This is a genomic window from Bradyrhizobium sp. McL0615 (genome assembly GCF_049993905.1).
Classification (GTDB): Bacteria; Pseudomonadota; Alphaproteobacteria; order Rhizobiales; family Xanthobacteraceae; genus Bradyrhizobium.
The window spans coordinates 6,122,585-6,141,914 of the sequence record NZ_CP188254.1 but is presented as its reverse complement, the minus strand read 5'-3'; the positions used below and the strand labels follow the sequence as shown (position 1 = coordinate 6,141,914).

Here is a 19,330-nt window from a genome sequence, read left to right as displayed (position 1 = left end):
GCGGCTTCGTCAGGCATTGTTTAGCTTTGGCCCGCGCCAGTGCTTCCGTACACCGCTGATCCCTGCCGGTCATGATGCTTCGCCTTCTCCTTCTCGCAGCCCTGCTGCTGGCTCACGGCGAGGTGCGTGCCGAAACGCCGGCCGAAAAGGCCGGATTTGCACCCAGGCTGATCATCTACAATGCCAAGGGCCCGGCCAATGCGTGCGGTCCGGGTTGCGATCGCTGGATCGCGATCGAAGGCCAGGTCGATGAGGGCGCGGCCGCGCGCGTCAGCCGCTTCCTGCGCGACGTCAAGGACAGCAAGCGGCCGATCTATTTTCATTCGCCGGGCGGCTCGGTCAGGCCGTCCTATGTCATCGCCCGCCTGCTGCGCAGTCGGAAGGCCGTGGCCCGGATCGGACGCACCATCGCAACCGCCTGCGCCGGAGGAACGCAGATCGACGCGGCCTGCCTCAAGGTCAAGGCGGCAGGCGGAGAGGTCGAGGCCGAGCTTACGACCCGCAACGCCATGTGCAACTCCGCCTGCGGCTATCTGTTTCTCGGCGCTACGACCCGCGAGGTCGCGCCCGATGCCGTGGTCGCCGTGCATAACTCCAGACTGACGCTGCTCGCCCGCGGGCCGTTCTCGGCCCAGCAGATTGCCGAGTTCAAGCAACGCAGCATGGCGAGGGCCGATCAGGAGCGTGCCGCCTTCGTCGTTTCCATGGGCATCAGCCGTGAGCTGGATGATCTCATCAAGACCGTGAAATTCGAAAGCCTGCATGTCCTCACACGCACTGAGCTCTATCGCTTCGGCATCGATACACGACCCTTGCCCGAAACGCCGTGGACACTCGAAGCCGCGTCGCGCCCATACGTCCGCAAGATGGCGGTGGCAAAACAGGGCGATGGCACCGCGTTTCGAACGATGGAGTGGCGGCTGTTCTGCGAGAACAAGGATCGCGCCCGGCTGATGTTCGTGCGGGAGTCCGATCAGGCCGGTGGCGCGCTCAAGACGATGATGCTGATGGCAGGTTCGGATAAATCGGTCGCCTTCGGAAAATATCCCGCGCGCGTCGGCAAATACGAAGTGTGGAGCGATGTCGTCGCGCCCGATGCCATGCAGGCGATGCTGGCGGCCTCGCGCCTGCAGATGGGCGAGGGCACCCTCAGCGCGGAGGGCAAGACGACCCTGGCGACGTTCGATATCGATACGCTTGGCCTCGGCGCATCATGGACGCAGCTCCTATCGTCGTGTCCGGCCAACACTGCCCGGCCTGCGGCGGCGTCATCCAGTCTCAACATCAAACCTGCTCCGGCAATTCCGGCGCTGCCTACGACTCCCGCAACTCCGCCGAAATGAGCGCAAGATGCGGAATAGACAACCGGGCATGCAATTGCATGCAGTTGCATTAAAAGCAGCGGCTGTTATACGCGCGACGTGAACCGCCTTGCTCCCACCGCACTGATGCTCGGCAATTTCGTCACCGGCTGCTCGGTGCTGGCGCCGGCAGGCATGCTGGGCGAACTCTCGTCCGGTCTCCATGTCTCAATCAGCACCGCGGGCCTGCTGGTCACCTTCGGTGCGGTCGTGCTGTGCGTCGGCTCGCCGCTGACGGCCTGGCTGACGTCCAGGATCGAGCGCCGTACCCTGCTGGCGGCCACGCTCGCGGTGCTGGCACTCGGCAATTTCGCCTCCGCTGTTGCGCCTGATTACGCAAGCCTGCTCGGCATCCGCCTGGTCATGCTGGCGGTCGGCGCGCTCTATACCCCGCAGGCCGCCGGAACCGGTGCACTGATCGTGCCGGCAGAAAAGCGCGGCAGCACCATCGCCTATCTCTTTCTCGGCTGGTCGCTGGCGGCAGCCGTGGGCCTGCCGGCGATCGCGTTCATCGCCAGCCGTTACGGCTGGCAGGCGGTCTATGGCGCCATCGGCTTGATGGGGTGCCTGAGTTTCCTGCTGCTCGTGTGGCGGCTGCCGCGCGGGTTGACGGGCGCGCCGGTCGACCTAACGACTTGGGCCACCATTGGTCGCAACCCGATGATCCTGTCGTTGCTGTTGATCACGACGTTGCAGATGTCCGGCCAGTTCGTGGTGTTCACCTATATGGGACCGTTGCTCGCGCGCTTGACTGGAGCAGGGCCGGACCCGATTGCCCTGGTGTTTGCCTGCTACGGCGCATGCGGCGTTATCGGCACGCTCATCGCCTCCCGCATCGTCGATTCCTGGGGCGCCTGGAAGACATCCTTGTTTTTCATGTTGGTGTTGCTGGCTGGACTCGCGGGCTGGGCGCTCAGCGCCGGCATCTATTCGCTGATGGCCGTATCGGTCGCGATCTGGGGCATCGGGTTTGCCTCGACCAATTCGATGCAGCAGGTCAGGCTGGTCGGTGCCGCGCCCGCGCTCGCATCCGCATCGGTGTCGCTCAACACCTCGGCGCTCTACATCGGGCAGGCAGCCGGCTCGGCGATCGGCGGTTTCCTCTATGCGCACGATCTGATCTACGCCTCGGGCTATGTCGCTACAGCCTTGATCGCACTGGCGGTGATCGCGGTAATCCTGACCAAGCCGAAGAAAGCCCAAAGCGTGCAATAACAAGGCGTGCAACGAAAAGGCATGTCATCACAGGCCGCGAATGTCGGCCGGTCGCTTCGCGAAATCGCCGATGAACGGCCTGATGCTGTCGAGCACCGCTTGCCGGTCACCCGCGAAGACCCAGTGATCGGCGCCGTCGAGCTCGATGAAACGGGCCTGCGGGATGTGGTCGGCAAGATGTCTTCCGGCGCCGATGCGGACGGCGCGGTCGCCGCGGCGGTGCAGCACCAGCGTCGGAACGGCAACCCGCTTGAGAAGATGCCGCACATCCGTATCGCGCAGGGCCTCGAGCACGCCCTTGATGGCGCCCGGGCTTGAGGCCGCACGAAGCAGGCCGGCCCACCAGGCTCTCGTTTTGGCGTCGCCGGCGAGACTTGGAGCGAACGTCTCGATTCCCGCAGGCCCGCCCCAGGCCGACACGAGCTGCTGTAGCCACGCATCATATTGATCGGCATGCAACGCATGCGGATAATCAGGTGCCGAGCTTCCTTTCGCGAGCGAGTCGAACAGGATCAGCCCCGCGACGCGGTCGGGATGTTCGGCCGCGAAGCGGATGCAGGCCGGTCCGCCTTCGGATGCGCCGAACAGCACGGTCCGGCGCGAGCCCACGGCATCGAGCACGGTGCGGATGTCCTGTGCGGTCGCCTCTGCGCTGGGGCTGAACCCGACCCGGTCGGAAAGGCCGACGCCACGGCGATCGAGCAGAATGAGACGGCCCATCTCCGCCAGCGAGGAAAGGAACGCCCGGCACCCTGCGTTCTCCCAGACGCGTTCGACATGGGACACGAAGCCGGGCAGCATCAGGATATCGGTGTCCCCCTTGCCGTAGGTCTGGAATGCGAGATGCACGTTGCCGCCGCTGACATATTGCGTCGGCGGCGGCGCCTCGGCATCGGCTTCGAGCAGCGCGTTGGTCTCGGCTTCGGGCGCCACGTCGAGTTCGTCGCGCAAACGCTGCGTCAGCGCCTTGAGCTGGCGCTCGGCTGCGGCCCGATCGCCGCCCAGCATCAGGTTGCGAATGAGGTGGCGTGCATAGATTTCGCTGAGCGGATCGAGCGCCACCAGGCGGCCGGCATGCGCGGCAGCGGATGCGTAGTCGCCCGCCGCCTGCTTCTCCTGCACCACCCGCTCGAGCGCCTGGATCGCGCGGCCGCGCAGGGCCTCTCTGCGGAAGAACGCCCACTCGTCGAATTGCGGACAATCGCCGGGCGAGAAGCCGTCGAGAAAGTCGGCCTGATAGAGAGCGCAGGCGCGCTCGAACGCGCCGCGGTCGCAAGCCTCTTCGAACAGGCGTGAATCGATTTGCAGATCAATCGTCGCCGACAACCGGACGGTGGATCTGTCGGAGGCAAGCACATCGCCAAGCACCTGCTGTAGACGATGCAGCAGCCGGCGCAGCCGTGCCCTTACCACGTCCGCCGGGCTTTCCGGCCACAGCATGGTTGCAATCACGTCGCGCCCGACCGGGCCCTTGGCTTCGGCCAGATAGACCAGCAGCGCGAGGCCCTTGCGCAACGCCAACGGGCACAGGCGGTCATCACAACGGATCTCCGGGAACCCGAGCGTCCGGACGCTGAACGAAGCCATGGCGATGCAATCTTCAGTGGGGGCGTCCGGGAAAGCGGTGGCGTTCCGGGGACGCCATGCGCCCCGGGGACGCTGAGGGGACGCTGCGATGATAGCACCGGGCGCAATACACCGTCACCCTTTGGAGAACCATCATGATTGGTCGAGCCGCCGCCCTCGTTTATGGTCTCGCGAGCTACCTTATTTTCTCGCTTTCATTTGCCTACACGCCGGCCTTCCTCGGCAATTTCCTTGCCCCAAAGACGATCGACGTCGGGCAGGACAGCGCCCCGGCTCACGCAGTTCTGATCAACGCGATGTTGCTCGGCTTGTTTGCGATCCAGCACAGCGTCATGGCGCGCCCGGCCTTCAAACGCTGGTGGACGCGCATCATTCCGGCATCCTGCGAGCGCAGCACCTATGTGCTGATCTCGAGCGCTCTGCTGATCCTGATATTCTGGCAGTGGCGTCCGATCGTCGCGACCGTCTGGCGCGTCGAGGGCTGGCCGGCAGCGATGCTGACGGCGGTCTTCTGGATGGGCTGGCTGATCGGACTGCTTTCGACATTCCAGATCGATCATTTCGAGCTGTTCGGCGTGCGCCAGGTCGTCGACGCGCTGCGCGGAGCCGCCGGTCGCATGCAGGCGTTCAAGACGCCGCTGCTGTACCGGTTGGTGCGTCATCCGCTGATGCTGGGCATGCTGCTCGCGTTCTGGGCGACGCCGCATATGACGGCGGGACATCTGTTGTTCGCCGTGATGAGCACCGCCTATATCCTTGTCGGTGTCCGGCTGGAGGAGCGAGACCTCGTTGCCGCGTTCGGCGCGAGCTACGAGCAGTATCGCCGGCGCGTTCCGATGCTCTTGCCGCGTCTCTTCGGCGGCGGCTCCGTCGCGCAAGAAACGCGTCACGGAGGCTGAGATGCGAGCCATTCTTTGCAACGCCTTTAAAGGCATCGAAGCCCTTGGGTTCACCGAGGTCGACGAACCGCGCCCGGCGGCAAACGAGGTTCTCGTTGACGTCCATGCCGCGTCCGTCAGCTACATGGACTATTTGATGAGTTGCGGCGGCTATCAGATGCGGCCGGCGCTTCCTTATGTGCCGGGAACGGATGCTGCCGGAATCGTGCTGGCCTGCGGCGACCGGGTGACGCGCTTCAGGCCGGGAGACCGGGTCAGTTGCGGCAACTGGTTCGGTGGATTTGCGGAGCGCATGGTCGCCAAAGAGAGCAGCGTCGCCATGCTGCCGGCCAACGTTGATTTCACCGTGGGATCGACGGTGATGCACACCTATCTTACGGCCTGGTATGCACTGATTGAGCGGGCGCGGCTGCAGGCCGGTGAAACGGTACTTGTGACGGGGGCCGCCGGCGGCGTCGGCCTCGCCTGTGTCGAGATCGCGCATTTGATGGGTGCGCGGGTCATTGCCGTCGTGGGCAGTGCAGTGAAGGCAGCCATGGTCCGCACGCATGGCGCCGCCGAGGTCGTCGACCATTCGTGCGAAGACGTGCGTGAACGTGTGAAGTCCCTTGCCGGGGGCAGGGGTCTCGACATCTGCGTCGACAATGTCGGCGGCGCGCTGTTCGCGACGCTCGCGAGGTTCATGGGCTGGAACGGTCGGCTGCTTCCGGTCGGCTTCACCAGCGGCGAGATTCCATCGCTCGCCATGAATCTGCCTTTGCTCAAGAACTATTCGGTCGTCGGCGTGTTCGTCGGCGCCTGGATGGAGCGTTGCCCGGAGGAAGCTGCCCGCGCGGTGGAGCGGGTCATGACATGGGTCGGCGAGGGCAAGCTCCGCCCGCAGGTCGACCGGGTGCTTCCGCTTCAGCGTGCCGGTGAGGCGATGAGTCTGGTGGCGAACAGGAGCGCGATGGGGCGGATTGTGCTGCAGGTCAGGCAAGACGCCTGACCGGTTTTACCGGCTCGCTGCAGGTGCGCTGGCGACCCGGGTCAAAGCGGGCGTCGCCGCCATCCTGACCAGCACGTCCTTGACCGGATGCCGGGTCCAGGCCTGCGTGACGTAATCGCGATGGGTGACGCCGTCGGGCGTCTGCACGAACACCACGCTGCCGGGCTGCAGCGCCCCGTCCATGCTCTCGGTGACCGTGATGCCCCTGTCGCGGAGCGTCTGCATCAGTTCCTGGTCGTGCCGCTTGGTGTTGCGGGTATACGAAGAGACGAAGAAGCCGGTGCGGTTTTTCTCGATCCACGACGCGAACTTGTCGAGTTCGCCGTAGACGGCGTCGAGCAGGAACACGCCGCGGACCCGGTTGGGGATGCCACCGACCTCGAGGCTCCAGGCGGTCGGCAGGAAGCCGCCGCTATAGCCGACGATTACGATCGGCAGGTTCGCGAACGCCTGCGCCGACTTCGGATCGCCGTAGAGGCGGGCGAGGTGGCTCGCCGACTCATCGATGAAGCGCTTGAAGCCGCCCGGCTGCCAGAACTTGCCGGCCGAGGAATCGGCGGCGTTCACCGCAAGCTGCGGCGCCAGCAGCACGGCGTTGACGCCGGAATCCGAGATCTGCTGCGGCACCAATTGGCGGTCGCGGACGTCGCGCTCCAGCGTCGCGCCGTTGCCGTGGAAGAACACCACGATCACGCCCGGCTTCCTGACGTCGAACGTCTCGGGGACATGCACCAGCACGCGGTTGTCGTTGTAGGCCTCGTCCTGCCAATAGACCCGGCCGCCGTAGCTGCGATGACCCTTGCGGTCGCCCTTGGCGATGTTGAGGAACGGTTCTTCGGAGCGCGGATTGGTGCCGAAATACGGGAAGGCCGAGGACTTCATGCTGACCAGTGTGGTCAGTTCTTCGCGCTCGGTGCGGGGTAGCGCCAGCGTCGACGCGAGCGAGGCGACCCGCACGGGCTCGGTACGGACCGTGCGCAGCGGCTGAGGCGCCAGCGCGACCTGGCGCTGGACCTGCGGCAGGCTTTCATGGGCGGCCGGGAAACGGTCGGCGAACTGCAGCGTGGGGAATCGGTCCTCGAACGTATCGATCGAAGTCCTGTCGCCCGAAGCTTTGGACTTGGCGGTCCGGAGTTTTGCGCCATCCGTGTTCGCCGCCAGCATGTCGGCGTTCGGCGTCTTGTCGAAGTGGACCAGAACAAAGGACAGCGGTACGCACAGCGCGGCGATCGCCAGCCAATGCCATCGCAGCCGCAATCTGGACGGCAACGCGCGGCTCGGCGTGACCGGGGATTTCGCCCGGCTGGCGCGATCAGCTATCAGGAATTTCGGAATTGCTCCGTCCATCCACCCCAATGCCCCAAGATCCACCGTCAACCGGCGTAAGCTCGCACGCGTTCAGGCAACGTTAAGCGTCCGGAAAACTCCCCACGTCCGGAAGCGCAAACAAGACCACGCAATCGTGTCGCGATTGTGGGGGCCGTCACGATGTTTTCGCAATCCGGTAGTGGCCCCGGGAGGCTTGGAGGTACTATGGAACCTATTTTGTCTCTCAATTTAAACCATTGTTAACATTGCTTGAATTGGAGGGCGTCAGCCTGCACGATGCAGCTCCTAGCTGCGGGCGCTGAAGGTTAAGGTCCGAGATGGCGGCATCAGAAACGGGAAGCCCGGCGTGGCCTGGCTCGCGCTCCGGCAGCGGCTCCACCGTTTCGGTCCTGGTTGCGGTTGCCATCGTCGTCGCCGACATGGTCGGAGTCGGCGTCTTCACCAGCCTCGGCTTCCAGGTCAAGGACATCCCCTCCGGCTTTTCGATCCTGCTGTTGTGGACGATCGGCGGCGTCGTCGCGCTGTGCGGGGTGTTTTCCTACGGTGAACTCGGCGCAATGTTTCCGCGCTCGAGCGGTGAATACAACTTCCTCGGCCGGGCCTATCACCCGGCCTTCGGTTTTGTGGCGGGCTGGGTGTCGGCAACCGTCGGCTTCGCCGCACCGGTGGCGCTGGCCGCCATGGCATTCGGCGAGTATGGCAAGTCGGTCTTTCCCAATGCGCCGCCGCTGGCGCTGGCGATCGGCGTGGTCTGGCTGGTGTCGCTGGTGCAACTCACCGGCGTGCGGCACTCCTCGACCTTTCAACTGATCGCGACCATCCTGAAGGTCGTACTGATCGTGGCCTTCCTGGTCTGCGGCTTCGTGATCGGCACGGCGCAGCCGGTGTCGTTTGCGCCGTCAGCCTCCGACTTCACCCATATCGTCAGCGCGCCGTTCGCGATCAGCCTCGTGTTCGTGATGTATTCGTTCTCGGGATGGAACGCGGCGACCTACATCATCGGCGAGGTGAGGTTGCCCGAACGCAACGTGCCGCGGGCGATGCTGATCGGAACGCTGATCGTGCTGGTGCTGTATGTGGCGCTCAACGCCGTGTTCCTGCATACCGCGCCGATCGACAGGCTCGCAGGCCAGCTCGACGTCGCCCGGATTTCGGGCAGCTACATCTTCGGCGAATTCGGCGGCCGCATCGTCGGCGCGATGATCTGCTTCGGGCTGATCTCCTCGATCAGCGCGATGATGTGGATCGGGCCGCGCGTCATGATGACGATGGGCGAGGACATTCCGGTGCTGCGGGCGTTCGCCCGCAGGTCGAGCGGCGGCGCGCCGGCTTATGCCATCCTGTTCCAGCTTACGGTCGCGAGCCTGATGCTGTTTACCCGCAGCTTCGAGGCGGTGCTGGACTTCATCCAGTTCGCGCTGTTGTTCTGCTCGTTCTTCGCCGTGCTCGGCGTGATCAAGCTGCGTATCACGCATCCCGATCTGCCGCGGCCCTACCGCGCCTGGGGATACCCGGCAACCCCGGTGGTTTTCCTGCTCGTGACCGGGTTCATGATGTACTACCTTTTGACCGAACGGCCGTTGCAGTCGCTGCTGGGTCTTCTGATCATGTTTTCAGGCCTCCTGATTTACGCCGTCTTCCGCAAGCGGGCAGATCAAGTCCCCCTGGCCGCATCGTCGGGTCGTGAATGAACATGCTGCGTTCCGTTCGAATGGCGACGCTTGTTACTGTGATGCTGTTTGCGGCAGCGCTTCCCGTTCGTGCCCAGACGGCATCCGTTGACGACACCGCGAAATTTCTGGCCGGCATGATGCCCTCGGCGGATTCGCCACTGACGCCGCTGACCGGGGAGGCGGCCTGGCAACGCCACGCCAAATTCTTCGACACTGCGTTTGGGCAGCTCGAGCAGCGCCAAATGTCGCGGATCCGCGCCTGGGCAGATAGCAATCTGGCGGCGCCGAAGCCGACCATGTTCTACATGTTCTCGGGCCCGGACTTTCTTTACGCGAATGCATTTTATTCGAAGGCGTCGACCTATGTGCTGAGCGCGCTCGAGCCGGTCGGTTCGGTGCCGGACCTGACGAAATTGCCGCGGGGCGGTGTCGCTTCCGCGCTTCACAATGTGGAACGCTCGCTCGGTTCGATCTTGAGCTTCAGCTTCTTCATCACCAAGGACATGAAGACCGATCTGCAGGCGGGCCAGATGAGCGGCACCTTGCCGGTCCTCTACGTGTTCCTGGCGCGTTCGGGCATGACGGTGAAAAGCGTCGGGCTGGTCTCGCTGGACGACAAGGGCGCGGCGTATTTCGCAGGCGAAAATCCCGGGCCGAATGCCGTGCGCGGCGTGCGCATCATCTTCGCCGGCAGCGACGGTCAGGAAAAGACGCTGTACTATTTCTCGACCGACCTCTCGAACTCCGGCGTCAAGGCGAGCGGCTTCCTGAAGTTCTGCGAGACGCTCGGACCCGGCAACAGCCTGATCAAGAGCGCTTCCTACCTGCTCCATTCCGGCAACTTCACCACCGTGCGCAACTTCCTGCTCAACAACAGCGCCACCATCATCCAAGACGATTCAGGGATTCCGCTTGCCTACTACAGCGCGAAGAAGTGGCGCTTCTTCCCGTTCGGTCGCTACCTCGGGCCGATCGACAAATTCCCGGGAACGTATCAGCCGTCTTACGCAGAACTGTTCCGACGCGCGCAGCCGATCGATTTCGGCATCGGCTATCGCTGGCGCACGCATGAGACCAATGTGCTGCTCTCGGTAAGGCTGGCCGACGACGGTTCGCCTGCCATCGACGCCGCAGCATCGGCCGCGGCGCCGCCGGCGCCACCACCTCCGCGCAGGCCGCGGGCGTTTATAGGGTCGCGGCCGCTACCGGATTTCTGGCCGTTCTGGCGTTAGAAAACTGACGTCACCAGCGTACGCTTTGGCTCGGGACGATGAAGGCCGCTTTGCTTGACGGTTCGGAGCGCGTGCCGAAATATTGCCACGCCGCGACAATCAGGATGAGCAGCGCAAGGATCGCGAGCAGGTCGTTGAGCCTGCTATCGTGACCGTGGTGGCTGATTTTCCAGCGCATCGTTTGTTTCCTCCCTGCGGGAGCGTCCAAACCAATGCGGACGGGGAACCGGAGTTCCCACACATCAGCAATGCGCATTCATGAGGCGTTGACGCCGCGCCACCGCCCATAGCGCCACGGCAGATACCATCGCGCACCCGCAGGCCTGGTCAGCGGGACATTGTCGATGCCGGATGTACCGAAGGGCTGGCAGCGCAGGATCCGCGCCAACGTCATCCACCCGCCGCCCCACAGGCCGAAGCGCTCGATCGCTTCGTCGCCATATACCGAGCAGGTCGGCAGATGCCGGCAGTTGTAGCCGACCAGCGGCGACAGCGTATGCCGGTAGATCCAGATCAGCGCGCGCCCCGCATTACGCGGCAGGCGACGGACGGTGTTGGCACAATCCGTGCACTGTTTTCGAGGTGACGATGAATGATCTGCGGGCGCCATGCTAAACGATTTACGTAGTTTTGCGGGTGTTCCAAAGCCAGGAACTAAGTGTGAGCAGATATTTACGCCACAGTTCGCAATTATCGCACCGCAAAGCAGCATACCAAGCCAAGGTATTATGGACGATACACGTCAGCACGGTTACCGTTTTGATACGGATCGATAACAGAATCAACTTGCGCTAAACCGGAGCCGTTGCTGCTGATTGTAGACGGGGCTTGGGGGAAGGAACCAAATTGAGGCTTGTGAGGTCGCTGAAACTTCGCGGCTGGGCGCTCTTCGGCGCCACCGCCCTTTGTCTCGCATTGCCCGGCGCGATCACGACGCTGGGCAACTCGGCGTACGCCGGCGGCACCCTCGAAGAACGCAAGCAGCCGATGCATTTCAAGTGGAATGCGTGCCAGCCGGATTGCAGGGGTTGGGTCTCGGCGGTCGGCATCGTGACGTCAGATAGTCCGAAAGAGTTCGAGGAATTCGCGAAAGATCGCCAGCTCACCGGCGCGACCATCGTGCTGGATTCCAGCGGCGGCTCGGTCAACGATTCCATCGCACTCGGCCGCAAATTCCGCGGTCTCGGCGCACTGACCACGGTCGGCGCCACCGTGCGCACGCAGACCGCGCAAGGCGAACGCGCGAGCGTGACGCCGGAAGCCTATTGCGAGTCCATGTGCGTGTTCCTGCTGCTGTCGGGCAAGACGCGTTACGTGCCGCCGGTCGCGCATGTCCGCGTGCACCAGATCTGGATGGGAGACCGCGCCGACGACGCCAAGGCCGCAAGCTACACCGCGCAGGACCTGATGATCGTGGAGCGCGACATCGGCCGGCTGGCTAAATACACCTTCGACATGGGCGGCACCGGCGATCTGCTGTCGCTCGCACTCAGCGTGCCGCCGTGGGAAGATCTGCACGAGATGTCGCGCGGCGAACTGCGCCTGGCCAATCTGGTCACGACCGACGCGGTCGCCGACGTGTTCCCGCAGGACAATGTGGCCGTGCCGATGGCCGAGGCGAAGCCTGCCAAGCCGCAGCAGGATCGCTTCGTCAGTTCTGCCGTCGAGGGCGACGCGCAACCGCAGCCGGGCAAGTCGACCAAGACCGCCGAAGCGGCGGTTCCGACCGGTGGCTCCGCCACCGCGCCGATTCAACCGCAGAAGTAGGCTTTACCCACATTGACGGTGTCATCATCCGCGAAAGCGGATGATCCAGTACGCCGCTGCGTTAGTGATAAATCGAAATTTCCCGGCGTACTGGATACCCCGCCCTCGCGGGGTATGACGACGGTATGCTGGGCTCGGCCCCCTATGCCGACGCCGTCTGCTTGGCCCGGGCTTCGATCTGGCCGATGGCGTCGACCACGGCGTCGAAGGTCAGCATGGTCGAGGCATGCCGGGCCTTGTAGTCGCGCACCGGCTCGAGCAGGGCGATATCGGCCCACTTGCCTTGCGGAGGAGTACCGTTTTCTTTCAACATCTTGCGCACGGTTTCTCGCAATTCACGTAACTCGCCAGCCGTCGAGCCGACCACATGGCTTGCCATGATCGAGGAGGAGGCTTGTCCCAGCGCGCAGGCCTTCACGTCATGGGCGAAGTCGGTGACCACGGGCCCGTCCATCTTGAGGTCGATCTTGACGGTCGAGCCGCACAGTTTGGAGTGGGCGGTAGCACTGGCGTGGGGGTCGGGGAGGCGGCCGAGGCGGGGGATATTGCCCGCTAGCTCGATGATCCGCTTGTTGTAGATGTCATTCAGCATGAGATCAGGTGTCCCGGGCGGCGGTAGGAGCGCCCTTGGCGGCTGGGTTTCATCGTCCTATATATGGACAGCAACGGCGGAAAAACAGCCCGGCCGTTTGCCGAAGGCGGGCGGACTTGGAAACCAGTTCGGCCGCCGGCGTTTTGTGGATGGGACTCAGGCGCCCGGCGGGAAAACCGCCCCGTCTGCCCGGTGACACTCCGGTCTTTTGGACCGGTCGAACGGAGAAGACATGGACGCATTGATCAAATCCCTCCGCCCCGGCAAGGCTGCTTCTGAAGTCAAATCGCCGGATGTGGCCCCGGAAACCCGCCCGGCCGAGCTCGATCCGGCCGAGTTCCTGGCGGCTGCGGTTCGCGCCGACCTGCCGCGCCCCTCGCGCGGGGAGGCCGAACAGGCCGTGCACGTCCTGCTCAGCTATATCGGCGAGAACCCCGGCCGCGAAGGCTTGCTGGATACGCCGCGCCGGGTGGTCGAAGCCTTCGACGAACTCTATCAGGGCTACCACCAGTGCCCGGCCGAGGTGCTGGACCGGACCTTCGGTGAAACCGCGGGCTATGACGATTTCGTCCTGATTCGCGATATCGAATTCACCTCGCAATGCGAGCACCACATGATGCCGTTCTACGGCAGGGCGCATATCGCCTATACGCCGGTCGAGCGGGTGGTGGGATTGTCGAAGCTGGCGCGGCTCACCGATATCTTCGCCCGCCGCCTGCAGACCCAGGAGCACCTGACCGCCCAGATCGCGGCCGCGATCGACGAGGTCTTGAAACCCCGCGGCGTTGCCGTGCTGATCGAGGCGGAGCATACCTGCATGTCGGTGCGCGGCGTCGCCAAGCATGGGGCGATGACGTTCACCAGCCGGTTCACCGGCATGTTCCGCGACAATCCGGCGGAGCAGGCGCGTTTCCTGTCCCTGGTGCGAGGACCGAGCCGGTAACCTCGCGGAATTTTCTCAGCGAGGACTCCCGTGTCCACATCTCCAACGACCAATGAACGCGAAGAGGGGCTGGCTTTCCAGCCCAAATTCGATTCGTCCGGGTTAGTGACCTGCGTCGCGACCGATGCCGCGACCGGCGACGTGCTGATGGTCGCCCACATGAACGACGAGGCGCTACGCAAGACGATCGAAAGCGGGGAAGCCTGGTACTTCAGCCGCTCGCGCAATGCGTTGTGGCGAAAGGGCGAGACATCGGGTCACACCCAGCGCGTGGTCGAGATGCGTCTGGACTGCGATCAGGACGCGGTGTGGATCAGGGTGGAGCAGACCGGCGCGGCCTGTCACACCGGGCGGCACTCATGCTTCTACCGCAAGATCGACGCGGCCGATGGTGACACACGGTTGTCATTCGTCGACGCGGACAAGCAATTCGATCCGACAAAAGTCTACTCGAAATAAATTCAACTCATCCATGCGCCGATGCCGCAGCCCTCGGTGTGAGAGCTGCGTTGCCTCGCCCGGCACGATGTGCAAAAGTTCCATCTCGCGGTCGAGAAGGGGCATCATGGTGGCGTATCGATTCTCCTCGGCACTCTCCTTTCTAGCTTCAGTCCTGCTTTCGCTGGGTGCTGCGCTGGCGCAGACCACCCCGCAACCGCCTGACACCATGGCCGCTCGCGTACTCGCCTGCGCTTCGTGTCACGGCGCGGAAGGCGAGGGGACGAGCGACGTGTATTTTCCGCGGCTCGCGGGAAAGCCTGCGGGCTACCTCTACAATCAGTTGGTCGCGTTCAGGGACGGGCGCCGCAAATATCCGCCGATGAACTATCTGCTGGATTTTCTGCCCGACCCCTACCTCAAGCAGATGGCCGAACATTTTGCCTCGCTGCGGCCGCCGTTCCCGGCGCCTGCCGTCCCGACCGTCAGCAAAGAGATCCTCGCGCGCGGCGAATCGATTGCCGTCAATGGCGACCCGCAGCGCGGCGTTCCGGCCTGCGCCAGTTGTCACGGCGCGACGTTCGGCGGCATGGAGCCGGCGATACCCGGTTTGCTCGGCCTGCGCGCCAGTTACATCAGCGCGCAGCTCGGCGGTTGGCGTTACGGCACCCGGACCGCCGCGGTGCCGGACTGCATGCAGATCGTTGCCGGCCTTCTGACCGAAGACGACGTCAAGGCTGTTGCGGCTTTTCTGTCATCGCGTCCCGCGCCGACGGATCCTTCCTTTGCCAAGCGCGGCAGCCTGCCGATGCCGTTTGCCTGCGGCAGCCAGCCGAACTGAAGGGGAGATCGCGCCTATGCCGAGAACCTTGAAAGCGCTGCTCCCGGCTTTCCTTGCAGCGTTGCTGTTGGCCGGCGCATCGCCCGCGACGGCGCAGGATGCGGCCCTGATCGCCAAGGGTGAATATCTGGCCCGCGCCGGCGACTGCATCGCCTGTCATACCGCGCGCGAAGGCAAGACCTTTGCCGGCGGGCTGCCGATGAAGACGCCGTTCGGCACGCTCTATACCTCCAACATCACGCCCGATCCGCAAACCGGCATCGGGATGTGGACGTCCGACCAGTTCTTCCAGATGATGCATAACGGACGTTTCCCCGACGGCGGGCTGGTCTATCCGGCGATGCCGTTTGCGTCCTATACCAAGGTGACGCGCGAGGACAGCAACGCGATCTATGCCTATTTGCGCTCGATCCCGCCGGTGAAGCAGCGTAACCGCGAGCACGATCTGAAGTTCCCCTTCAACAACCGCTCGCTGATCCTCGGATGGCGCACGCTGTTCTTCAATGAAGGCGTGTTCAAGCCGGACCCGACCAAATCGGCGGACTGGAACCGGGGCGCCTATCTGGTCGAAGGCCTCGGCCATTGCGGGATGTGCCACACCGCGATCAATGCGCTGGGGGGCAGTTCGGAATCGCAGGCTTTCGAGGGCGGTCTGATCCCGATGCAGAACTGGTACGCGCCGTCGCTGACCTCGAACAAGGAAGCTGGCCTCGGCGACTGGACCATCGAGGAGATCTCCGACTATCTGCGCAAGGGCGTCTCCGCCCGGGGCGCGGTCTACGGACCGATGGCGGAAGTCGTCTACAACAGCCTGCAATATCTCAATGACGACGATACCCGCGCGATGGCGATCTATCTGAAGAGCCTCGCGCAGGGCACGTCGCCGGATAAGCCGGCAGCGCCGCTGCCTTCGGCGGAAAACAGCCTGCTGCTCTCGCTCGGCAAGCAGATCTACGACCGCGAATGCGCGAGCTGCCACGGCACGGAGGGGCGCGGAATGCCGCCGCATTATCCGCCGCTCGCCGGCAACCAGTCGATCCAGATGGTCTCCGCCGTCAACGCGATCCGGATGGTGCTCAACGGCGGCTATCCGCCGGGCACCGCGGGGAATCCGATGCCTTACGGCATGCCGCCGTTCGCACACCGGATGTCCGACGACGAGGTCGCGGCCGTCGTGACCTATATTCGCACGTCCTGGGGCAACCGCGGTGCGGCGGTCTCGGCGCGACAGGCCAATGAGCTTCGCGCGGCAACGCTGAACTGAGGGGCGTCATGATCAACTCATCCCCGCCGCAATCGCCGACGTTAGGCTCCGAGGAGGAACGCGTCGACGCCATCGTTCGCTCCGGTCCAGGCGGCGCCATTGCGGTAGCCGGCATCGCGACCGCGATCGTGATCGCATTGTGGTTTGCGTTCTATCTCCTGGTATTCCTGCCCAGGAGTGTTTGAACATGGCGAGCGTTTGAACATGGTGAGCGTCTGAGCATGGTGACGGAGACGGACCACGGCGTCGGCGAAGCGGTCGCAGCCCGAATCGAACGGCGATGGGCGATCCTGTCGATCGCGATCGTCGGTGTGCTGGTTGGTATGGCGACCTTCATCGGCATCCATCAGGCGACCATGCCGCAAGGCCGGGTCGAAACCTCGGACCCCAGGACGCTGCATCTTTCCGGCGAGTTCGTCGAAAGCAACCTCGGCAGCACGCTCGAGGCCGACGGTTCGGTCACCGTGCGCGCGATCGGGCAGCAATATTCATTCACGCCGCAATGCATCGTCGTGCCCGCGGAAACGCCGATCACCCTGCGCGCCACCAGCGCGGACGTGGTCCATGGCCTTCTGATCGAGGGCACCAACATCAACACCATGCTGGTGCCGGGTTATGTCTCAGACCTGCCGATCCGCTTCAAGGCTCCGGGCGAGCATGTGATGCCATGCCAGGAATTCTGCGGCATCGGGCATCAGGGCATGTGGGGCAAGGTGAAGGTGGTGGACAAGGCCGCCTTTACCAAGCTTGTGGCCGGGCGGCGGAGGTTGACCTGTGTTGATTAACAAGCGCCTCATCCTCTCCCATTTCTGGCTCGCCTTCATCGTGTTCGGCGCGGCGCTGGTGCTTGGCGCCTGGCAGATGTTCGTCCGCAGCCCGCTCAATGTCTGGCACTTCAATCCGGAATTCTATTATCGCTCGGTCACCGCGCATGGCTCGGCGATGGGCTATGTATTCCCGACCCTGATCGCGATGGGGTTTGGCTATGCGATCACGGAAGCGGCGCTGGAAAAACCGCTGGTCGGCCGCCGCTGGGCCTGGGCCGGTTTCTTCCTGGTCGCGGTCGGCGCCGTGGTGGCGATGATCCCGGTCTCGCTGGGCTTGGCCTCGGTGCTCTACACGTTCTATCCGCCGATGGTCGGCAATCCCTTCTATTACATCGGCGTCGTGATGGTGGTGGTCGGCTCATGGATCTGGGTCGCGCTGATGTCGATCAATATGGCGATCTGGAAGCGCGAGAATCCTGATCAGCCGGTCCCGCTGGCGATGTTCGCCAATGTCGCGGGCGCCTATCTCTGGGGCTGGACGGCGGTCGGCGCCGCACTCGAAATTATTTTCCAGATACTGCCGGTGGCGCTCGGCCTGCGGTCGACCATCGATGCCGGGCTGGCGCGGGTGTTCTTCTCCTGGACGCTGCACGCGATCGTCTATTTCTGGCTAATCCCGACCTACATCGCCTATTACGTCATCTTCCCGCGCGCGATCGGCGGCCGGCTCTACAGCGATGCCATGGCGCGGATTGCCTTCATCCTGTTCGTCGTGGTGGCGATGCCGATCGGCGTGCATCATCTGTTTGCCGACCCGCAGGTCGGCGCCGGCTTCAAGTTCATGCATTCGGTGTTCACCGGGCTGGTGGCGCTGCCGACACTGCTGACGGTGTTTACGATCTGTGCATCGGCAGAGATCGCCAGCCGGTTGCGCGGTGGCCATGGCGCGTTCGGATGGGTCCGCGCGCTGCCCTGGCAGAATCCGATCATGCTGGCGACCGCATTGTCGCTGGTCATGCTCGGCTTCGGCGGCGCCGGCGGGCTGATCAACATGAGCTATCAGCTCGATGCCAGCATCCACAACACGCAATGGATCACCGGCCACTTCCACCTGATCTTCGGCGGCGCCATCGTGATCATGTATTTCGCGATCGCCTATGATCTGTGGCCGCATCTCACCGGCCGCGCGCTGGAAAGCTTTGGCCTGATGCGAACCCAGCTCTGGCTGTGGTTCATCGGCATGATCGTCACCACGTTCCCGTGGCACTATGTCGGCATTCTCGGCATGCCGCGCCGCATGGCGTTCTACGACTATGCCAATCCGGCGATCTCGCCGCAGGCGTTTTCGGTGTCGATGTCGGCGATCGGCGGCTTCACTCTGCTGGTCTCGGGCGTTCTGTTTCTCACCGTGCTGGTTCGCGGCCAGCGGGCCGCGAGCAGCGAGGCGGGGGCTTACCGGTTTGCGGTGCCCTTGCACATGCCGGCCCGGATTCCGGCCGCGCTGAACAGCTTTGGGCTGTGGCTTGCGCTGATGATCGGTCTCACCGTCGTCAATTACGGCTATCCGATCGCGCAGTTGATGGTGCTGAAGGAAACCAACGTGCCCGCGGTCTATGTCGGAGCGAGCCGATGAGCGAGCAGCCGCTGTTCTCGGTTCGCAATCCCTGGTTCAACGCCAGCGTCGGTGTGACGGCAGTCATCGCGGTGCTGGCCGCGTTGGCCGGGTTGATCTGGCTGCCGCTGGCGCAGCCCGACCTGAAACTGAGCGGCATCTGGGATGCCATCTGCAGCGCCGCCGGCGTGCCGCGCGCTTCCTCGCAGGCCGATTCCATCCAGCCCGACTTCAAGACCTCGAATGTGGTAATGACATCAGAGATGCTGACGCGGCACGATCAGGTCTCGATCGGCCGGGGCGCCACACTGGCGCAGCGCTGCGCGATCTGCCACGGGCCGCAGGGCGTCAGCGACGCCAATTCGCCGAATCTGGCCGGGCAGTTTGCAGCCGTCACCTGGAAGGAACTGAACGATTTCAAGACCGGCGCGCGGGTCAATGTGGTCATGAGTCCGTTCGCTGCCAATCTCAGCAACCAGGACATGCTGGATATCGCGGCCTATTATGCCTATCTGCCGCGCGTGCCCTCGAACAAGCTCGATCCGGCGATTGCCGCGCCGCCGATCGTCACGACAGGTGCGCCGATGCGCAACATCGCACCCTGCGGTTCCTGCCATGGCGACATCGACAACAAGGCCGGCAGTCCCTGGCTTGGCGGCCAGTCGGCCGTCTACATCAAGGCGCAACTGCAGGCGTTTGCGGCCGGCACCCGCCGCAACGACATCAGCCAGCAGATGCGCAACATCGCCCGCCAGATGACGGCGGAAGAGATCGACCAGGTCGCCCGCTATTACGAAGCCCAGCCGTGAGCGGGCGGCGCCG

Annotated in this window: 20 protein-coding genes; 15 read left to right on the top strand and 5 right to left on the bottom strand. The window is 64.0% G+C overall.

Features of this window, described 5'->3' with window-relative positions; translation table 11 throughout:
• The first annotated feature begins 74 nt into the window (after positions 1-74).
• Together ACPPVP_RS29635 and ACPPVP_RS29630 are read left to right on the top strand one after the other, a co-directional pair.
• Positions 75-1,343 carry a hypothetical protein gene (locus ACPPVP_RS29635; RefSeq protein WP_426526979.1) on the top strand — a complete coding sequence of 423 codons (1,269 nt, stop codon included), beginning with the start codon at positions 75-77 and terminating at the stop codon, positions 1,341-1,343.
• A 105-nt stretch (positions 1,344-1,448) separates the two neighbouring features.
• Positions 1,449-2,576: an MFS transporter gene (locus ACPPVP_RS29630; RefSeq protein WP_426538128.1), complete on the top strand. Its 1,128-nt coding sequence runs from the start codon at positions 1,449-1,451 to the stop codon at positions 2,574-2,576.
• Between the two features lie 27 nt (positions 2,577-2,603).
• Here ACPPVP_RS29630 and ACPPVP_RS29625 read toward each other — a convergent pair whose 3' ends face one another.
• Entirely contained in the window at positions 2,604-4,163 is a 1,560-nt protein-coding gene (locus ACPPVP_RS29625) for an alpha/beta fold hydrolase (RefSeq protein WP_426526977.1), read from the bottom strand.
• Positions 4,164-4,297: 134 nt separating this feature from the next.
• On the opposite strand from ACPPVP_RS29625, the gene mddA reads away from it, so the two are divergent.
• Both mddA and ACPPVP_RS29615 read left to right on the top strand, forming a co-directional pair.
• Positions 4,298-5,062 (top strand): methanethiol S-methyltransferase, encoded by a 765-nt coding sequence (gene mddA / locus ACPPVP_RS29620; protein WP_426526975.1) that lies wholly within the window; start codon positions 4,298-4,300, stop codon positions 5,060-5,062.
• 1 nt (position 5,063) lies between these two features.
• Positions 5,064-6,050, top strand: a complete 987-nt coding sequence (locus ACPPVP_RS29615) for an NADPH:quinone oxidoreductase family protein (protein ID WP_426526973.1) — start codon at positions 5,064-5,066, stop codon at positions 6,048-6,050.
• A 6-nt stretch (positions 6,051-6,056) separates the two neighbouring features.
• On the opposite strand, the gene ACPPVP_RS29610 is transcribed toward ACPPVP_RS29615, so the two are convergent.
• Entirely contained in the window at positions 6,057-7,397 is a 1,341-nt protein-coding gene (locus ACPPVP_RS29610) for an alpha/beta hydrolase (protein WP_426526971.1), read from the bottom strand.
• A 299-nt stretch (positions 7,398-7,696) separates the two neighbouring features.
• Here ACPPVP_RS29610 and ACPPVP_RS29605 point away from each other — a divergent pair, with 299 nt between their 5' ends.
• Together ACPPVP_RS29605 and ACPPVP_RS29600 are read left to right on the top strand one after the other, a co-directional pair.
• On the top strand, positions 7,697-9,070 hold the full coding sequence (locus ACPPVP_RS29605) for an APC family permease (RefSeq protein WP_426526969.1): 1,374 nt from the start codon (positions 7,697-7,699) through the stop codon (positions 9,068-9,070).
• Between the two features lie 2 nt (positions 9,071-9,072).
• Positions 9,073-10,284, top strand: coding sequence for a hypothetical protein (locus ACPPVP_RS29600; protein ID WP_426538126.1), 1,212 nt, complete (start codon positions 9,073-9,075; stop codon positions 10,282-10,284).
• 10 nt (positions 10,285-10,294) lie between these two features.
• Here the strand turns inward: ACPPVP_RS29600 and ACPPVP_RS29595 are convergent, their stop codons facing one another.
• Together ACPPVP_RS29595 and yidD are read right to left on the bottom strand one after the other, a co-directional pair.
• Positions 10,295-10,462, bottom strand: coding sequence for a hypothetical protein (locus ACPPVP_RS29595; protein WP_426526967.1), 168 nt, complete (start codon positions 10,460-10,462; stop codon positions 10,295-10,297).
• A gap of 78 nt (positions 10,463-10,540) precedes the next feature.
• Complete coding sequence (yidD, locus tag ACPPVP_RS29590; RefSeq protein ID WP_426526965.1) at positions 10,541-10,894, bottom strand: membrane protein insertion efficiency factor YidD; 354 nt, start codon at positions 10,892-10,894, stop codon at positions 10,541-10,543.
• A gap of 236 nt (positions 10,895-11,130) precedes the next feature.
• Between yidD and ACPPVP_RS29585 the strand changes: the two genes are divergently transcribed.
• Complete coding sequence (locus ACPPVP_RS29585) at positions 11,131-12,051, top strand: hypothetical protein (protein WP_426526964.1); 921 nt, start codon at positions 11,131-11,133, stop codon at positions 12,049-12,051.
• Between the two features lie 142 nt (positions 12,052-12,193).
• Here the strand turns inward: ACPPVP_RS29585 and ACPPVP_RS29580 are convergent, their stop codons facing one another.
• Positions 12,194-12,643, bottom strand: a complete 450-nt coding sequence (locus ACPPVP_RS29580) for an iron-sulfur cluster assembly scaffold protein (protein WP_426526962.1) — start codon at positions 12,641-12,643, stop codon at positions 12,194-12,196.
• 232 nt (positions 12,644-12,875) lie between these two features.
• Between ACPPVP_RS29580 and folE the strand changes: the two genes are divergently transcribed.
• From folE to ACPPVP_RS29540, 8 genes are all read left to right on the top strand, one after another.
• A complete protein-coding gene (gene folE / locus ACPPVP_RS29575) occupies positions 12,876-13,586 on the top strand; it encodes a GTP cyclohydrolase I FolE (protein ID WP_426526960.1) in 711 nt (236 codons plus the stop codon).
• 30 nt (positions 13,587-13,616) lie between these two features.
• The gene (gene hisI, locus ACPPVP_RS29570; RefSeq protein WP_426526958.1) at positions 13,617-14,045 is read left to right on the top strand and encodes a phosphoribosyl-AMP cyclohydrolase; all 429 of its coding nucleotides are present in this window, start codon (positions 13,617-13,619) and stop codon (positions 14,043-14,045) included.
• A gap of 208 nt (positions 14,046-14,253) precedes the next feature.
• Entirely contained in the window at positions 14,254-14,865 is a 612-nt protein-coding gene (locus ACPPVP_RS29565; RefSeq protein WP_426538124.1) for a c-type cytochrome, read from the top strand.
• Between the two features lie 16 nt (positions 14,866-14,881).
• A complete protein-coding gene (locus ACPPVP_RS29560) occupies positions 14,882-16,129 on the top strand; it encodes a c-type cytochrome (RefSeq protein WP_426526956.1) in 1,248 nt (415 codons plus the stop codon).
• Positions 16,130-16,137: 8 nt separating this feature from the next.
• A complete protein-coding gene (locus tag ACPPVP_RS29555) occupies positions 16,138-16,314 on the top strand; it encodes a hypothetical protein (RefSeq protein WP_426526954.1) in 177 nt (58 codons plus the stop codon).
• A gap of 36 nt (positions 16,315-16,350) precedes the next feature.
• Positions 16,351-16,914: a cytochrome C oxidase subunit II gene (locus tag ACPPVP_RS29550; RefSeq protein ID WP_426526952.1), complete on the top strand. Its 564-nt coding sequence runs from the start codon at positions 16,351-16,353 to the stop codon at positions 16,912-16,914.
• Positions 16,904-18,529 carry a b(o/a)3-type cytochrome-c oxidase subunit 1 gene (locus ACPPVP_RS29545; RefSeq protein ID WP_426526950.1) on the top strand — a complete coding sequence of 542 codons (1,626 nt, stop codon included), beginning with the start codon at positions 16,904-16,906 and terminating at the stop codon, positions 18,527-18,529. Before ACPPVP_RS29550 ends, ACPPVP_RS29545 begins: the two co-directional genes overlap by 11 nt.
• Positions 18,526-19,317, top strand: a complete 792-nt coding sequence (locus ACPPVP_RS29540) for a c-type cytochrome (RefSeq protein ID WP_426526948.1) — start codon at positions 18,526-18,528, stop codon at positions 19,315-19,317. Before ACPPVP_RS29545 ends, ACPPVP_RS29540 begins: the two co-directional genes overlap by 4 nt.
• The last annotated feature ends 13 nt before the right edge of the window (positions 19,318-19,330 follow it).

Excerpts from the sequence above, each read along its gene's own strand:
- ACPPVP_RS29635 (WP_426526979.1), top strand. The coding sequence starts at position 75 with ATGCTTCGCCTTCTCCTTCTCGCAGCCCTGCTGCTGGCTCACGGCGAG.
- ACPPVP_RS29630 (WP_426538128.1), top strand. The coding sequence starts at position 1,449 with ATGCTCGGCAATTTCGTCACCGGCTGCTCGGTGCTGGCGCCGGCAGGC.
- ACPPVP_RS29625 (WP_426526977.1), bottom strand. The coding sequence starts at position 4,163 with ATGGCTTCGTTCAGCGTCCGGACGCTCGGGTTCCCGGAGATCCGTTGT.
- mddA (WP_426526975.1), top strand. The coding sequence starts at position 4,298 with ATGATTGGTCGAGCCGCCGCCCTCGTTTATGGTCTCGCGAGCTACCTT.
- ACPPVP_RS29615 (WP_426526973.1), top strand. The coding sequence starts at position 5,064 with ATGCGAGCCATTCTTTGCAACGCCTTTAAAGGCATCGAAGCCCTTGGG.
- ACPPVP_RS29610 (WP_426526971.1), bottom strand. The coding sequence starts at position 7,397 with ATGGACGGAGCAATTCCGAAATTCCTGATAGCTGATCGCGCCAGCCGG.
- ACPPVP_RS29605 (WP_426526969.1), top strand. The coding sequence starts at position 7,697 with ATGGCGGCATCAGAAACGGGAAGCCCGGCGTGGCCTGGCTCGCGCTCC.
- ACPPVP_RS29600 (WP_426538126.1), top strand. The coding sequence starts at position 9,073 with ATGCTGCGTTCCGTTCGAATGGCGACGCTTGTTACTGTGATGCTGTTT.
- ACPPVP_RS29595 (WP_426526967.1), bottom strand. The coding sequence starts at position 10,462 with ATGCGCTGGAAAATCAGCCACCACGGTCACGATAGCAGGCTCAACGAC.
- yidD (WP_426526965.1), bottom strand. The coding sequence starts at position 10,894 with ATGGCGCCCGCAGATCATTCATCGTCACCTCGAAAACAGTGCACGGAT.
- ACPPVP_RS29580 (WP_426526962.1), bottom strand. The coding sequence starts at position 12,643 with ATGCTGAATGACATCTACAACAAGCGGATCATCGAGCTAGCGGGCAAT.
- folE (WP_426526960.1), top strand. The coding sequence starts at position 12,876 with ATGGACGCATTGATCAAATCCCTCCGCCCCGGCAAGGCTGCTTCTGAA.
- ACPPVP_RS29565 (WP_426538124.1), top strand. The coding sequence starts at position 14,254 with ATGGCCGCTCGCGTACTCGCCTGCGCTTCGTGTCACGGCGCGGAAGGC.
- ACPPVP_RS29560 (WP_426526956.1), top strand. The coding sequence starts at position 14,882 with ATGCCGAGAACCTTGAAAGCGCTGCTCCCGGCTTTCCTTGCAGCGTTG.
- ACPPVP_RS29555 (WP_426526954.1), top strand. The coding sequence starts at position 16,138 with ATGATCAACTCATCCCCGCCGCAATCGCCGACGTTAGGCTCCGAGGAG.
- ACPPVP_RS29550 (WP_426526952.1), top strand. The coding sequence starts at position 16,351 with ATGGTGACGGAGACGGACCACGGCGTCGGCGAAGCGGTCGCAGCCCGA.
- ACPPVP_RS29540 (WP_426526948.1), top strand. The coding sequence starts at position 18,526 with ATGAGCGAGCAGCCGCTGTTCTCGGTTCGCAATCCCTGGTTCAACGCC.